This is a genomic window from Paenibacillus ihuae (genome assembly GCF_001368795.1).
GTDB lineage: Bacteria > Bacillota > Bacilli > Paenibacillales > Paenibacillaceae > Paenibacillus_AQ > Paenibacillus_AQ ihuae.
Map to the genome: position 1 here is coordinate 3702492 of NZ_LN831198.1, position 16686 is coordinate 3719177.

Sequence of the window (16686 nt, forward strand, 5' to 3'; positions counted from 1 at the left end):
TGCAGATTTCTTGATTTGTACCGCTGTTCGCGGTGGAAATCCACAGACAGCATATGCTTCCGAAGCGAGCTTTCCTGCGGAAAGCTTTCAGGCGGACGCTACCGCTCCTCCAGTTCCAAAATCCCCCTCCGCCACTTTTCCCTATTTGTTAAGTTTCAAGTTCAATCTATATAGGACTTTATGTAATGCAGTTACCTCAGGTACTTGTGCCATTAGGCAGGCAGTCCCTTTTTGCCGATCAAGGTCAGGGTCAGCAGTGCAATGAGCAGGAGGACGATTGTCGCTCCGGGAGCGAGATTCCATACACCAGCCACTACCAAACCACCGACTACGGCGATCTCCGCGATAATTACAGACAGCACCACCGATGACTTAAAGCTGCGTGACAGCAGCAGGCTAATAGCCACCGGAATGGTCAGCAGCGCCGACACGAGCAGTGAACCGACAATTTTGATTGCTGTGCTGATGACTAGTGCCGTCAGTACTGTAATCAGCATATTGAGCACCTTTACAGGCAGCCCGCTGACACTCGCCGCATCCTCCTCAAAGCTGAGCAGGAAAAATTCTTTAAAGAACATCGTAACGACAACAACTACTGCAATGGTCACAATACCTACTACAACCAGATCTGTATTGTCGAGCGTATAGATACTTCCGAACAGATAGCTCATCACATCTGCATTATACCCTTTGCCCAAGGTGAAGAACAGCGAGGCAAGCGCCACACCGCCTGACATAATAATGGCAATCGACAGCTCGGCGTAGCTTTTGTAAGCTTTCCGCAGCTTTTCAATGGCAAAAGAAGCCATCACTGCAAAGATCAGACCAGCCCCAAGCGGATAAAAGCCGGTCAGAAAGCCCAGCGCCACCCCGGCAATGGTTACATGTGCCAGCGTATCTCCGATCATGGACAAACGTCTTAAGACAAGAAAAACGCCTATAAGCGGCGCCGTGATACCGATCATCAGCCCGCCCGCAAGCGCCCGCTGAAAAAAGTCACTGAATAGGATTTCCAAGATGATATCTCCTCTGAAATTCAATTACAATTAAACATTTCAAACCTTTTAGGAAAAGATTTTCGATCCCTCCCAAACCCTCCCTTCCAAGGGAGGGCCCCAAGGGCTCTGCCCTCTGGACACCCGCTTAAGTGCAACTGGCGTAGGAGGATCGCATACAGGTAACTAGATACTGCGGGGAAGGATCGCTTTCGTCCCTTGCGGGACACGCTTAGCTTTAGAACATCTACTTAAAATTTCGGTTAATGCACGTAATCGCTTCTCCGGGTCAGCTCCCATGAAGCGTGGGACATTGATCGCTGCAAACAGAAGATTACCCAGCTGCACCTGCGTAGGTTTAATTGTATTTCGTACAATTAAATACGGCGGAAACCTGAGTTATAGCAGAATAACTGCATTCCATACAGCTATTTCTGGAGAAAAACACTGTTTGGGTAATTTCCGAAAATATAAGTGTACAAATTGCAATTAGAGGTTGCTTAAGAGCTGATTAGTTAGTTTTAATTGCAGAAAATACAGTTATTCTCAGCACGTTCAGCATACTCAACACATATAGCGCACATACCACAGATACTTTACCCAGCTTAAATGTACTTATAGCACCAATAACCACTTAGCTAGACTAATACATGCAGCGCACTTAGCTCATAACCTTTTTCTCACTTAGTCCGCAGGCATTCTGCGCAACACTTCTATCTTAAGTCAGCGTGTGCTGCAGGTTCTCTACCACGCAATCCTGGGCTTCGTGGGAGTGGCGGCAGTAAAAGTTGATTTTGCCGTTACTCTGCACCGGCTCATTGCCCAGATAGCTTTTGATCATGTCAATGTCATGCGACACCATTAGGAAGGTCATGTGATGGTGGGCATGCATATGGAAGATGAGATCAAAAAATCCCGCCTGCGTCTCCGCGTCAATCCCTACCGTAGGCTCGTCCAAAATGAGCAGATCCGGATGGTTGATCAGCGCACGGGCCAGGAATACGCGCTGCTGCTGGCCGCCGGACAGCTGGCCTACTCTTTTCTCGGCGATATCCTGAATCCGCATCACTTCCAGCGCGTCCTCGCACTGGCGGTGCTGCGCTTTGGATACCCGGCGGATCAGGTTTTTATTATTGTAAAGGCCGGACAGCACCACTTCACGGACCGTGGCCGGGAACAGCGGATTGAAGGCATTTTTCTGCGGAACATAGCCGATCCGTTCCCAATCCTTAAATTTGCGCACCGACTGGCCGAACAGCTTGATGTCACCGCCGGTTGGGGGCAGCAGGCCGACGATCATTTTCATCAGTGTGGTTTTACCGGCTCCATTTGAACCGATAATGCCAAGAAAATCTCGTTCCTTCACCGTGTAATTCAGACCGGAAATAACCTTCTGCTCTCCGTAGGAGAAGGACAAATCCTGTATTTCAATCATATGCTGATGGCAGTCCAGGGATACCGATTGCATGTGTTGTACCGCCTTTCCCTTATACTTTCCTTTTTATTGTAAAGCCAGAATCAGATTTTGCAAATTTTTCTCCATCAAAGTGAAATAATTATCGCCGTTCTTCTCCTGCGCCTCGGTCAGTCCCTCCACCGGATTCAGTACCATCGTCTCCACACCCGCTTCGCCTGCCAGTGTTTTGGCCAGCTTATCGGAGACTAATTCTTCAAAAAAGATATAACGGATTCCTTCCTCTTTCACGAGTGCAGCCAGGTTCACCAGATCCTGACCGCGCGGCTCTGAATCCGGCGACAAGCCCATAATGGCATGCTGGGTCAGGCTATAGTCGCGTGCCAGATAAGCAAAAGCCTGATGGGAGACGACAATCTCATTATTCGGCATCTTGGCAAGCTCCGTCTTGAATTTAGTGTCCAAAGCCTGCAGTCGCTCAGCAAGCTTGTTATAGCGCTCCTCATAGCCCTCTTTATGCTCAGGATCTACAGCAATCAGACTCTCTTTAATATTCTCCGCCATGATCAGCGCCGATTTCGGACTTACCCACGTATGGGGATCCGTATGCAGGCTGTCCGTGCTCTCTTCCGCCGCATGATTCTCCGCATCTTCAGCTTCACCGTGATCATGTTCATCTTCTTCGTCAGTCATAATATAATCCACACCCTGGCTGACTTCAACAGCCTTGGTTTCACTGTCGCTTTCCAGACTTTTCAGGAAATTCGGCACCCATCCCTCAAGGCCTGCTCCATTGTACAGGAACAGTTGTGCCTTGGAGGTATTGATGATGTCCTGGCTGCGCGGCGTCCAGTCATGGGGCTCCACCCCAACCGGCAGCAGATTGATCGCATTAACATTTTCTCCGCCAATTTCACCGGCAAATTCATATATGGGATAAAAAGTTGTGACCACGTTTACTTTACCCTCGACAATATTCCCGCTGCTTTTGGTGCCGCAGGCTGCGAGCATCAGAAGAACCGGCAGGGCAAGCGTAAGCAGCATTCCTCGGTGCAAATCTTTGAAAGACATAATAACTATCGACTCCTTAAATCGTAAATTTTACTATGAGAATTATAATAGTAATGGTTACGATAAGTCAACACCGAACTCTCCATTACGGCAGGATGAAAAAGAACGCCTGCAGCCGTTCCCGGCATACTGGCGTTCTTGTCATCCTATTGATTCAGCCTTACTTAACAATTGCTCCGTTTGGCATGCTGTCCGGAACAGTGGCGATGGTCAGCTGATCGCCTTTGGAGGCGGCCAGAATCATGCCTTGCGACAGCTCGCCGCGCAGCTTCACCGGCTTCAGGTTGACGATGCAGATAACTTTGCGTCCTACCAGTTCTTCAGGTGTATAGAACTTGGCAATCCCGGAAACAACCTGCCGCTGCTCGTATCCCAGATCCAGCTGCAGTTTCAGCAGCTTATCCGCCTTCTTAACCGGCTCTGCTGCGATGACCTGGGCGACGCGCAGCTCGGCTTTGGCGAAATCGTCGATGCCGATTTCTTCTTTGTGCTCTTCCTCCGGCTCAGCTTCGGCGGAAGCCGGGGCCGCAGTCGCTGGTGCAGCTTCCGGCTCGGCGGCTGCCGGCTTGCCTGCGCCCATCGCTTCAGCGATGTAGGCGACTTCCACAGCGACGTCAAGCCGCGGGAAGATTGGGTCGCCCTTAGCCAGCTTGGTTCCGGCTGGAATTAGGCCAAAGGTTTTACCGCTGTCCCAAGTAGTCAGCTCGCCCGGCTGGATGCCAAGCTGCTCCCAGATTTTAGCCGGCGCACCGGTCAGGAACGGCTGAAGCAGGATTGAGGCTGTGCGCAGTCCTTCTACGAGATGTCTCATTACTGATCCCAGCTCGCCGGCTCTGCTCTCATCCTTGGCAAGCACCCATGGCTGGGTTTCGTCGATATATTTATTTGTACGGCTGATAAAAGCTCCAATCGCTGTAAGCGCCACGGAGAACTCCATCTTTTCCATGGCTTCTTCCACCTTGACATATGTGCTGTTAGCTGCCGCTTCCAGTTCCCCGTCAAATGCAGTAACCTGGCCTGCATAAGCCGGAAGCTCCCCGCCAAAGTATTTCTCGACCATAGCTCCGGTGCGGTTCAACAGGTTGCCGAGGTCATTGGCGAGGTCGTAGTTGATCCGGTCTACGAAGCTTTCCGGTGTAAACGTGCCGTCCGAACCGAACGGAACCTCACGCAGCAAGTAGTAGCGCAGCGCATCTAGGCCATAGCGGTCGATCAGCGTTATCGGATCTACGACATTACCTTTCGATTTGGACATTTTGCCGTCCTTCATCAGCAGCCAGCCGTGGGCAAAAACCTTCTTCGGCAGCGGCTCGCCCAGCGCCATCAGGATGATCGGCCAGTAGATGGTATGGAAGCGCACAATTTCCTTGCCGACGATGTGCACATCCGCAGGCCAGAACTTGTCATACAAGCTGCGGTCCTCGGAACCATAACCAAGGGCGGTAATATAATTGGTAAGCGCATCAATCCATACATAGACCACATGCTTATCGTCACCTTTAACCTTTACGCCCCAGTCAAACGTTGTACGCGAAACCGCAAGATCCTCAAGGCCCGGTTTGATAAAGTTGTTGATCATTTCGTTCTTGCGCGATTCCGGCAAAATAAACTCCGGATTCTCCTCATAGAACTGGATCAGCCGGTCAGCATATTTGCTCATCCGGAAGAAATAGCTTTCTTCCTTGACCAGCTCAACAGGATGGCCGCTGTCCGGGCTTTTGCCTCCGGTGATATTGCCGTCCGCATCACGTTCAATATCCACGAGCTGAGTCTCGGTATAGAACGTCTCGTCCGAAATACAGTACCAGCCTTCGTATTCACCTTTGTAGATATCTCCCTGCTTCAGTAGGCGGTCAAAAATATCGGCCACCACTTTTTTATGACGGGGCTCGGTAGTACGGATGAAATCATCATTGGAGATATCCAGCTTGCGCCACAGCTCCTTAATGCCCTCGACAATCCCGTCAACAAACTCCTGCGGCGTCTTGCCGGCCTTGCCAGCCTTCTCTTCAATCTTCTGCCCATGCTCATCCGTACCGGTCAGATAACGGACCTCATAGCCGCGCAGCCGTTTGTAACGGGCCATCGCATCACCAGCTACCGTCGAATAGGCATGCCCGATATGCAGCTTATCGCTTGGATAATAGATCGGGGTCGTTAGATAAAATGTTTTCTTCTCGCTCATTGGTATGGGTCATCCTTTCGTCATTGCAAATCTCTTAACACAAATTAACGCAAAAAACTCCCGCCCCTATATGGGGCGAGAGTATACTCACGCGATACCACCCAAAGTTCCCCGGCTCTTCACAGAGCACAGGCTTCGCCAGTTCCCCGTAAGGGAACTGTCCATTAACGCTGGAACACGCTGTTATCTTACCAGAGTCGGCTTATTAGCCGCTCCTGCTCGAACACAGTTCCTCCCGGACCATATTCAATCTGTGTACCATACCGGTTCCCAGCGCTCCCGGCTCTCTGTAATGGCCAACCCGATCTACTCATCCGTTCCTCGGAATTCTTGTTATTCTCCAAAATATACCCAAAAATAACCCGCCCTGTCAAGTCGTGCGGGCAGAGCTCTCACCTGGCGGCTGATCATCCCGCGGTGGTACAGGGTCCAGCCCTCCGGGATGGAAGGGATGGCATCTGGCAATCCGCTTTGCGGCGAGCCATGAGCCCTTCACCGGACCGTGCACTTCAATCGCCTCAAGCGCGTATGCTGAGCATGTCGGATAGAACCGGCAGGTCGCAGGCTTCAGCGGCGAGATGAACTTGCGGTACACCCGGATAGGTGCCTGAACCGTTCTGCGCAGGCTAGCCATGTCAGCGGCCTTCTTTGCCGTGAGCCGCAAGGGCTGACTCTTCTTCACGGCTGCTTTCACATTCCTTGCAGTAACCGAACACCTCAAATTTATGCTTGACTACCCGGAACTGATCCGGGGTATCCGTTAAATTCATCGGGCAGAAATGGATCGGGTAAGTCTTCATGCATTGAAGGCATATCATATGATGATGATGGTGGTCCTGACTGCAGCTGGCTTTGAATTTGACGCCTTCTTCAAATACCACCTGCTCCAGCACGCCGAGCTCCTCCATTACACGCAGGTTGCGGTAGACCGTATCGAAGCTAAGTCCGCTGTACTTGCGCCCCATATGATCGTAAACATCCTTCGCCGACAAATATCCCGTATTCTCGCCGAATAATTTGGCAAGCGTTTTGCGCTGATCGGTGATTCGCAGACCCTGCCCCGACATTGCTTCCAGTATTTGTTCTGTCGACAGCATTCGCTCATCTCCCATAACATAAGTCATTGTTGTTGCACTCTCTTTATAATGCCCCAAAACAAAAGCTCCGTCAATGAAGCGCCGCAGCGGATTTCACCTGTTAAGAGTAATTATAGTACATCCGCTAACCTGCAGATATAAAAAAACCGGCCAAAGCTCCACAAGGAAGCCTTAGCCGGTTTGAATTACACATACTCAATGAATCCCTTATTGCTTCAATGCCGGAAGCGGCGTGAAGACAAAGTTAACCGGAAGATTACTTCCGGAGGCGACGGAGAATACGATATCTACCGGACCTTCATAATTGCCGGAGCGGTAGACTATAGCATTCATATCCGAGCTGGACAGGTTGCCTTTATTCGGCAGGTTGACAATGGTATTATTCACCATCAATGAGCCAAGATAATTGCCTCCGCGCGGGTTAAACGTAATCAGGGTGTTTGGTGCAACACGTTCAAGTCTGATTTTGTACAGCACACCGAAGTTTCCGGCATTGGACGCTGTGGTTCCGGTCATAGGGTCCATACCAATCAGATTCAAGTCGTTCTTGTTATCACCAAGCACCAGCTTAGCTTGTGTAGCTCCGACCACATCGCTCACATTAATGATCCGTGTGGAATTCGGATACGTTCCGCGGTTATGCACGCCATCACGGTCCAGAATCGGCAGTGTTGGCAGCAGAGCCACAGGATCCTTACTTTCTTCGACCATCACCACATTGTATTGAACCGTGAGGTCGCTGAACAGATCAGCACTAAGAGACAGTACTTCACCCGGCTTCATGGATACTTTATTAATATCCGTCAGTATTGGCATGCTCTGGCCTGGCTGTAGCGTCACGGAGCTGTATTTTTCATTAGTCAGCATAGAAGTGTAATATTTCTGGATCGAGATTTTACCGGTATATTCCGGGGAAGTAACCGGACCGGCGATCCCGGAATATTGCGTTGTAATAGTGGTTGGGTACAGATTATTGTTGGTCGCGATAACATACAGCTTCTGTCTCGTAGACATATTGTTCATGTGATGAACAAGGAAGCGTGTCTTGCCGACCGCGGTTTCACGGTACAATATACCTTCCGAATTAACAGTCTCCGGACTGTTACTGCGGATCAGTAAATAATCCTCTGATGAAGTAGTATTAGCTACATTAGTCAATCCAGGAATCATTCCGCCGTCCATAGAAATAATGTCTCCCGGTATAGTGAACAGCTTCGCTACTTCATCCTGGGTATATAATTGTTCGCTGGTAATATTAATGGTTTTCTCAAATGTGCTGCTCAGACCGTGCTTATCCGTTACTTTTAATTGAATCGACACCGGACCGGGATTAAAGAATGCTAAAGCGCGATTTGTCCACTCAGTGGTCAGTGTTTCATTTTCCGGATCATAGCTTAGATCAGTCATGGTTACCGGCTCACCCATCTTGTACTCTTCTTTGTTGGTTGTGAAGTTAGCGACCGGCGGCTGGTTAGGCTGCAGCACATTGATCGTCACAGAATAAGGGTCACTTAACACCCCGTTTGCATCCCGGACGGAATAAGTTACTGTATAATACCCCGGCTGATCATACATATCCTGCTTATTACCGCTCCAGATTTCCTCAACAATGGGTGTTCCATTTGGAGAAGAACTAGTGGTGTTATAAGTAATATAAGTCTGGCCGGCATAAATTTCAGTCGGCTGAACACTAAATGTAGCTGTAGGCTTGGTGTTCAGCGTCAGAATAACACGCTTCCCTATGTTATCAACGGTATATGGAATGTTGAGAGCAGCAGTTATAGAGGTCAACGGAACCATAAAGGTTCCTTTGTATTGATAAGCCGGCCCCTTCATTGTCTTTGGACTGCCGTTCACTGTATAAATTTTGCTGTCCGTTTTAAAGCGCATCACACTGGTACCTTTTGTAACAATGACTTCTTTGGTTTTGTAATCATAGGTGTAACTTACGCCCACCATCTCCACCATAGCGCGAATGGAAACGTAGGATACGCCGTTTTTGACGGCCATCGGCTGATTGGCCAGATAAGGCGTGCCGTTCTTGTACATTTTGTTGCTGTTCATCATCAGTATAAGCTGATTGGAGGTTGCTGCATAAACGGCTGTCACAGTGTTTACCGGCTGGGTCGGAATCGCTTCAGTCGCAGCGGGAACCGTTGTTTCCGATGGAACCGGAGTTACTGCCGGATCTGTTGTTGGCGTAGGAATTGGAGTTGCAGTTGGTATAACCGTTGCGGCTGGAACTTCACTTGGCAGCGGATCCGTAGCCTCCGGCTGAACCGTTACCTCAGACACCTGAGCAGCTTCTGCTGCGTAAATAGTGCTGGATACCCCTGCGGTATTTACCGGTACGGCAAAAGCCGGAACGGCTGCTGCAGCTTGCGATACAGCCAATGCAGCGACTAATGTTAGTTTTTTCAAATCCATGGTATGACTCCTTCTGCTCCCATTTGTAGTCTATAAGGCAGTAATTTTATCTCTCTGATCCTTATATTCCCCGCAAAACATAATCCTCCTCAAAAGCCGGCAGGTAATGTTTTGCCACGTCCATTTTACAAAACATAGTATTAGACGCATCCAACCTCAAAAAGTTTCATTCAGTGTAAATAAAAAGTAACTCGAAAATACATTTTTTACTTCACCTTACAGTTACTCGATAAGAAGTGCAGCCAGCATACACCTTTATAATCAGACTTCCAGCAGCACACAAAAACACACCACAGAACCTAGATCATACCATTGCCTGCATCTCCAGTAAACATTTTTGCCCCTGCTCTTCAAACAACAAAGACGATTCCCCTTAAACAGTAAGGTTAATCGTCTTCTCCGGTAAGCAGTCCTGTTGACCTGTCATTTAATTGTCCGGAATACAGGCTTTATTACGTCTCCGAGCGTTTCTTCTGATCACGGTATTCTTTGGGCGTCATTCCCGTCTGTTTCTGAAACACTTTAGTAAAATAACGCCGCTCCTGATACCCTACCCCCGAGCTGATCGCCGTAATGCTCTTGTCCGTGCTGGAGAGCATGAATTTGGCTGCTTCTATCCGCTGCTGGGTGACATATTCCACAAAGGTCATCGCAAAACGGTTTTTGAACAACAGGCAGAAATAGCTGCTGCTGATACCGATCCTGCCCGCAACCTCCTCTATCCCGAGATCATAACTCAGCCGCTCGGAAATAATTTTTGCCGCCAGATTCATCAGCTGGTCCGGTGTTTTTTTGGCCGAATCCTCTGCGGCAGGCAGCTCCTGAAACAACGGGATGCTATTGTACAATTTGTCCTTATACTGTCTATTGCGGATTTGTGTGCCGATTTCACGCACTTTGTTGCCAAGCTCTCCGTAATGAATCGGCTTGCAGATATATTCTTTCACCCCAAGCCGGATGGCTTCTCTGGCGTAATCGAATTCCTGATATCCGCTCAGCAGCAGCACCTCGCTCTCCAGACCCATTTCACGCAGCTTGCCAATGAACGTCAGTCCGTCCATCATCGGCATGCGGATATCACAGAGTACAAGATCCGGCGCCTCTTCCTCGGCAATCCTCAGTGCCTCCATGCCGCTGCGGGCCATGCCTGCAACTTCCATCCCCATCTCCTGCCAAGGCAGCACTCTGTTGAGATTGTTAAGGATAGGGGCTTCATCGTCAACCAATAATACTTTTAGCATAATGATCTTCCCCCTGCTCGTATTTAGGTATGACGCATTGAATGATCGTGCCCTCGCCGGGGCTGGCACAGATGAAAATGCCATATCTCTCGCCGTATTCAATCCGGATCCTATCAGCTACACTCCGTACGCCAAGCCCGCGCCGTTCCTGGTGAATAACCTGTTCTGCCTGGCCGTCTGCATTCTGCTCCGCCGATTCATTGACCATGTACTGGAACATGGAGAGCTGGGCAGAAGTCATGCCGATTCCGTTATCCTCTATACGCAGAATCAGATTCCCCTGATCCTCCCAGCCCTTCACACTCATCCGGCCATGGTAGCCGATCCCCTCGAACCCGTGCTGGATGCTGTTCTCCACAAGCGGCTGCAGCGTCAGCTTAAGAATGCCGCAGCTCATAAGCTCCTCCGGAATATCGATCTCATAATCGAATAGATCCTCGAAGCGGAATTTCTGGATATCAAGATAATTGCGCAGATGAGTGACTTCCTCCTGCAGTGTGATTTCATCCCTGTCCTGAATACTGATCCGCAGAATGCTGGCCAGACGGTAGACCATTTCACTGACTTTGCTTCCTTCGTTCTGGACGGCGAGCACATTGATGGATTCCAGGGTATTAAAAAGAAAATGCGGTTTGATCTGCGCCTGCAGCACGCGCATCTCAGCCTGATTTTTCCGCCGCTGCTCCACCTGAATCCGGTTAAACAGCATATTGATTGTGTTCATCAGGTCGTTAAATCCCTTGGCCAGCAGTGTCATCTCGTCCGTGCCCTTCTCCTCGACCCTTGTTGTAAGGTCGCCATCCTCAACCCGGCGCATAAAGCGGACAATAACGGCAATCCCGCCGGTAATCCGGTTCATAAAGAACAGGTTGAAAATTACAGCAGCCAGGAAACACAGGAAGATCACCCCGACAAACCAGCGGGCAAACACCGTCACTTCGCGGGACAATGAACCCCATGAGGTCACGGAAACCAGGCTCCATGGATAGTCTTTCAAGTGATAGACAGACAATATGCTCTTCTCGCCGCCGAATTGTGTTTTGAAGCTCTGATAGCCTTGCTTATATACAATATCTTTTGTTGTAAAGGAGCTTAAATCCTGCCCATCCAGCTTGCGGTCCGGGTCCAGCAGTATCATTCCGTCATCATTTACAAGCATAAACGAGACCTTCTGATTGCTGTCACCGATCTTTAAATTACGGAATATGGATTCGAACTCCCAGTTTTTGATCTGCACTACCAGAATGCCGATATTCTGAAAGAAGCTCAGCTCTTTGATCAGCCGGATCTGCGTAAATACCGCTTCTGTCCCGGTCAGCTCAGGGTATTCATGCGGTGCCAGCCATTTCGGCACACCGTTTAGCTCCATAACCTCCTGGTACAGCTCACTCCCTTTGAATTTGTCATAGGGAAGCGTCCGGAAATTTTCTTTGGTGAAGACCGAGACAATCTCTGAGCTGCCTTTTCCATTGAAATTGTACAGAAAGGCATAACTGATCGAAGGATGGTTATAGAGCAGACTGCGGAAATTACGTTGGCTGGCATTCAGACTGAGCTGCTCGGCATCGGTCAAATCCTGCTTGGAGGGATCATCCGCACTAAGAGCCATATGAAAAACTGAGGTGGCAATTCCGTTGTCCGTCACATTGTTCATGTCCTTGAAGACATTGGAGATGCTGTAGCTGATCGCTTTAAGTGAATACTCCGACTGCTGGCTGTATTTCTTCTCAATGGAATTATAAGTTACGAAGAACATAATCATGCCAAGGATAAATAACGGAATAATGATGAGACCCAAAAATGCCGTAAACAATTTATAGCGCAAATTCATCGGCTGCGCTCCTGACTGTGATTAAGGTTATCCTTTTACGCTGCCTGCCGTTACACCTTCAATTATTTTCTCCTGCAAAACAGCATAGATAATGACCACCGGCAGCACGCTATAGACAATCCCGGCAGACATTTGCGCATAGTTCATCTGATACTGATCACGAAATTGGACCATTCCCACCGGAAGCGTGCGCAGCTCATCATTCGAAAGAAAATAGTTAGCCAGCAAAAATTCATTCCAATTTCCCAGGAAATTGACTATGAATACTGTAACCATGGCGGGAACCGTCAGAGGTACAATAATCTTAGCAAAGATGCCTGGAGCCTTCAACCCATCCATTACCGCTGCTTCCTCAATTTCACTGGGCAGAGAGCGCATGAAGGCGGCCAAAATGATAATCGTAAACGGAATCGCATTGGCAATATAAGGGATGATAAGCGCCCAGTGCGTGTTCAAAATATGCAGCTTCCGCACGATGGTGTAAATCGGCAGCATCAGCGCATTGTTCGGAATCAGCATCCCGATCAGCACCAGCGAAAACAGGATCGTGTTCCATTTACCCTGGCGCATCCGAGTGACCGCAAAGGCAAACATCGAAGCCAGCAGGATCGATACTACCGAGGCCAAGACCGAAATGTACAAGCTGTTAAAAAAGTAAGTGCTGATCTTAGCGTTGACCCACGCTTCTACATAGTTGTTAAACACGAATTCCTTCGGTATGCCGAATGGATTCAGGGCGATCGAGTTATTGTCCTTCTTCACGGATGAGAAGAGCACGAATAAGAACGGAAAAAGAACCACTAAAAGATAGCCGAGCAGCGCGACATGAGGCAGACTTTTCTTCAAGGTACGCGGCATCAGTATTCAATCCTTTCACTACGCCGGTTAAACAGCAGCTGATAAAGTGCCGTAACGATAAGCGTAAACACGAAGATTAGGACTGCAATGGTATTGCCGTACCCGTATTTAAAGTTGGTGATGGAATATTTAATCATGTAGGTTGCCATAACTTCAGTCGAGCCTGCCGGTCCGCCTTTGGTCATAACGATGACAATATCAGCAGCCTTCATAGCCCCGGCGATGGAGAGCATAATCACCACGGAAATAATCGGCACGATCAGCGGCAGAGTAATGCGGGTAGCCCGCTGGAACCCGGTAGCGCCGTCAATCGCCGCTGCCTCATCAAGCTCACTGGGAATGGAGAGAATCGCCGCCAGCACCATGACAATGTAGAATCCGGTCCACTGCCAGGCATTTGTAATCAGAATCGACAACATGGCAAAACGCTCATCAGACAGCCAATAAACCGGCTCCACTCCGAACAGCCCCAGCAGCTTATTGAAAAGCCCAATATTAGGCTCATAAATAAAGCCCCACAGAATACCGATTACTGCTGTAGACATTATGGAAGGCATAAATACGGCTGTTTTATATAATCCTTTGAGCTTCTTAACATTGGCAATCAATAAGGAGAAAAAGACGATCAGCGGAACCTGTATAAATACGGAGAAGAGGATGAACCAGCCGTTATTCTTCACGGAGACCCAGAAGCGTTCATCTCCGAGCGCCTTCTTGAAATTGGCCAGACCGGCATGTTTGACGGTATCCGATACGCCGTTCCAACTGGTGAAGCTATAATAGATGGAGCTGAAGATCGGGTAGATGAAGAATACAAAGAACAATGCAAGTGCAGGAATAACGAATAGCATGAAGACCAAGGGGTTTCTGAGTGCTTTATTCATGACTACCTCCGATTGCTTTGATATCCGGGAAAGATTAGGCCGGAGTGTAAAAAATATACCCTGGAGCAAGCACCAGGGTACATTTCATTGGCCGCTGCTTACTCCACCGCTGCGTTCGCTTCTTCCTGAACCTTCTGCAGCGCTTCGCCCATCTTCTCAGGTGTAGTCTGACCGCCAATCAGCTTCTGAATTTGAATATTGCTGATTTCGGTCGTTACATCCGCCTGTACCAGAGAGTCGAACGCCGGGAATGAAGACTCAGAGTTGTTCAGCACCGCCACAATTTCACTCATCAGATCATCTGTGATATTCTCGTTCAGCACCGCCTGATCCATCTTCATCGCCGGAAGCACACCGTCTTCCACCAAACCGCGCAATTGCATTTCTTCATTGTACATATTTTTGATGAACGACTTCACTGCAGCGAGTTGACGTTCATCTTCACCTGCGGAAGCGGAGAAGCCATAGCCATTGTTCACGTCACGCATCAGGGCCGTCTGATCGCCTACCCCGCCTTCAACCGCAGGAATATTGAAGAATCCTACTTTACCGATCAGCCCTTCGCCCGATTGACCAGCTTTGAATACAGAGGATTTCCAGGTTCCGTCATACATCAGGATCGCTTCAGCACTGGTGAACTGGGTAGTATATTCGGCATATTCGAACCCGAGCTCACCTTTTTTGAAGTAGCCTTTGTCGACCCATTCCTTGTATTTGGCGAACCCTTTCACGACGTTCGGATCATTCCACTTCGCTTCACCCGTGGCAAACTTCGCTGTTACATCCGGACCGGCATACCGTGACCACAGGTGGTTAGCCAGCATCAATGGTACCCAACCGGCTTTGGACGCGCCTGCCATTGGCACTTTGCCATCGGCCTTAATATCAGCCAGCTGCTGTTCCAGTTCTGCGAAGGTAGTTGGAGCTTTCCAGCCCTTGCTTGCATAATATTCTTTATTGTAGAAGAATCCTTCACCCGAACCGCCAATCGGCAGTCCGTAGATTTTGCCTTCATAAGTAAAAGGATCCAGATTGGAGAATTTGTCCTTGATACCTAGCTCTTCGAGGATAGGGGTCAGATCAAGCAGCTTGCCTTCTTTCGCATAGATCTTGGAGTCAGGGCTTCCGAACAGGTCAAAAATTTCCGGCGGATTGCCGGCAGCCATTTCACCACGCAGCTTTTCTTTGCGGTTCACATCCGAATCCACACCGTCCAGCTTGAAGGTCAGACCCGGTACCTCTTCCTGTACCTTGCCGACTACATCTTCCAGAATCGCCAGGCGTTTCTGTTTATCTGCACCTACCTGAGTATGACGAATCGTCATTTCAAAAGGCTCCGTGTTCACCGGCTCTTCTGTAGCCGGGGCATTGGTTGCAGCTGTTCCACTGTTAGTTGCTGCGGCTTGGCCATTGTTGCCTGCATTATTATTATTTCCGCAAGCAGTTAGTAGTGCTGAGGTGACAAACATTAGGGACAAGAGCATTGTTATACTTTTTCTCATTACGGGTGACCCTCCCTGTTTAATGATTTATGGTTCCCCTTACAACTCTTATTATAGAAAACAGACTTTGTAATCGTAAGGTTAAGATTCATCTACAATAGGGATAAAAACCTCTATTGTAAGCGAATACATCAGTTTTCAGTCACATATTAAGTGATATTTCATGACATAATATTTAAAGATTCAGCTCAATTTCATTATGTTACTGTTATGAAACTTATACATGTAATGAGGATTTTCGCTAAAAATACTACCTTAACCTGACAGCAAAAAACCGTTCCCGCAGTATGTTAGCTACTGTCAGGAACGGCCTCATTTATATGCAATCATTACTTGACCAAAGCTGTCTCTTGACGTCCTTCTTCGATCAGCCGGTAAGCACGCTGCACTTCCTCTTCTGTCGGTGAAGGTACACCTTCAAGCTCATAGGGACGGCCAAGCACTTCCCATTTATAGACCCCCATCTGATGATAAGGCAGGATTTCAAACTTTTCAACGCCGTTCAGAGTTCCGATGAACCGGCCAAGATTCAACAGGTCTTCTTCTTTGTCATGAATGCCGGGAACGTAAACATGGCGGACCCACATTTTACGGTTATGATCTGACAACCAGCGGGCCAGTCTCAGTGTACGGTCATTCGATTTACCTGTAAGCTTAATATGCGCTTCATCATCAATATGCTTCAGATCCAGCAGTACCAGATCCGTTACATCAAGCAGATCAGTAATCTTATCGCCTTCATTGTAGCCATTTGTATCGAGTGTAGTATGCAAATTCCAGCGTTTCTTCACTTCCGTGAACAACTGCTTCACGAAATGTGCCTGGAGTGTAGGCTCACCGCCTGAAACGGTTAGTCCTCCTCCTGAAGATCGGTAATAGTTCAAATAAGGCTGAATTTCCGAGAGTACATCTTCGATGCTCATTTCCTTACCTTCGTTAAGACCCCAAGTATCCGGATTATGACAATATTGGCACTTCAATAGGCAACCCTGCATAAATAGAACAAAACGGATACCAGGCCCGTCCACGGTCCCAAAGGTTTCTAAGGAATGTATGTGTCCATTAGCCATGTGATGACATCCTTTCGAAATAAAACTTTAAATTTTAATGATTTTTTAGCAAGATTTTACCGCCCTTGGATCAAGGGCGGTATCACCTTGCAGCTATTGCATTGTATACAC

At 48.6% G+C, this 16686-nt stretch carries 13 protein-coding genes; all 13 read right to left on the bottom strand.

The window, feature by feature from the left end:
* Positions 1-212: 212 nt before the first annotated feature.
* Positions 213-1016, bottom strand: coding sequence for a metal ABC transporter permease (locus AQR02_RS17100; RefSeq protein WP_054941512.1), 804 nt, complete (start codon positions 1014-1016; stop codon positions 213-215).
* A 697-nt stretch (positions 1017-1713) separates the two neighbouring features.
* Positions 1714-2463 carry a metal ABC transporter ATP-binding protein gene (locus AQR02_RS17105; protein WP_054941513.1) on the bottom strand — a complete coding sequence of 250 codons (750 nt, stop codon included), beginning with the start codon at positions 2461-2463 and terminating at the stop codon, positions 1714-1716.
* 33 nt (positions 2464-2496) lie between these two features.
* Positions 2497-3480 (bottom strand): metal ABC transporter solute-binding protein, Zn/Mn family, encoded by a 984-nt coding sequence (locus AQR02_RS17110; RefSeq protein ID WP_054941514.1) that lies wholly within the window; start codon positions 3478-3480, stop codon positions 2497-2499.
* A gap of 160 nt (positions 3481-3640) precedes the next feature.
* Positions 3641-5665 carry a methionine--tRNA ligase gene (gene metG, locus AQR02_RS17115; protein ID WP_054941515.1) on the bottom strand — a complete coding sequence of 675 codons (2025 nt, stop codon included), beginning with the start codon at positions 5663-5665 and terminating at the stop codon, positions 3641-3643.
* 370 nt (positions 5666-6035) lie between these two features.
* A complete protein-coding gene (gene yidD / locus AQR02_RS17120) occupies positions 6036-6299 on the bottom strand; it encodes a membrane protein insertion efficiency factor YidD (protein WP_054941516.1) in 264 nt (87 codons plus the stop codon).
* 1 nt (position 6300) lies between these two features.
* Complete coding sequence (locus tag AQR02_RS17125) at positions 6301-6762, bottom strand: Fur family transcriptional regulator (RefSeq protein WP_054941517.1); 462 nt, start codon at positions 6760-6762, stop codon at positions 6301-6303.
* A gap of 207 nt (positions 6763-6969) precedes the next feature.
* The gene (locus AQR02_RS17130) at positions 6970-9189 is read right to left on the bottom strand and encodes a stalk domain-containing protein (RefSeq protein WP_054941518.1); all 2220 of its coding nucleotides are present in this window, start codon (positions 9187-9189) and stop codon (positions 6970-6972) included.
* 452 nt (positions 9190-9641) lie between these two features.
* Positions 9642-10430: a response regulator transcription factor gene (locus tag AQR02_RS17135; RefSeq protein WP_054941519.1), complete on the bottom strand. Its 789-nt coding sequence runs from the start codon at positions 10428-10430 to the stop codon at positions 9642-9644.
* The gene (locus AQR02_RS17140) at positions 10408-12261 is read right to left on the bottom strand and encodes a cache domain-containing sensor histidine kinase (RefSeq protein ID WP_054941520.1); all 1854 of its coding nucleotides are present in this window, start codon (positions 12259-12261) and stop codon (positions 10408-10410) included. The genes AQR02_RS17135 and AQR02_RS17140 overlap by 23 nt, the downstream gene beginning before the upstream one ends.
* 27 nt (positions 12262-12288) lie before the next feature.
* Positions 12289-13119 carry a carbohydrate ABC transporter permease gene (locus AQR02_RS17145; protein WP_054941521.1) on the bottom strand — a complete coding sequence of 277 codons (831 nt, stop codon included), beginning with the start codon at positions 13117-13119 and terminating at the stop codon, positions 12289-12291.
* Positions 13119-14003, bottom strand: coding sequence for a carbohydrate ABC transporter permease (locus AQR02_RS17150; RefSeq protein WP_054941522.1), 885 nt, complete (start codon positions 14001-14003; stop codon positions 13119-13121). Before AQR02_RS17150 ends, AQR02_RS17145 begins: the two co-directional genes overlap by 1 nt.
* 98 nt (positions 14004-14101) lie before the next feature.
* Positions 14102-15505, bottom strand: coding sequence for a type 2 periplasmic-binding domain-containing protein (locus tag AQR02_RS17155; protein ID WP_054941523.1), 1404 nt, complete (start codon positions 15503-15505; stop codon positions 14102-14104).
* 329 nt (positions 15506-15834) lie between these two features.
* A complete protein-coding gene (gene pflA, locus AQR02_RS17160) occupies positions 15835-16575 on the bottom strand; it encodes a pyruvate formate-lyase-activating protein (protein ID WP_054941524.1) in 741 nt (246 codons plus the stop codon).
* Between the last annotated feature and the right edge of the window lie 111 nt (positions 16576-16686).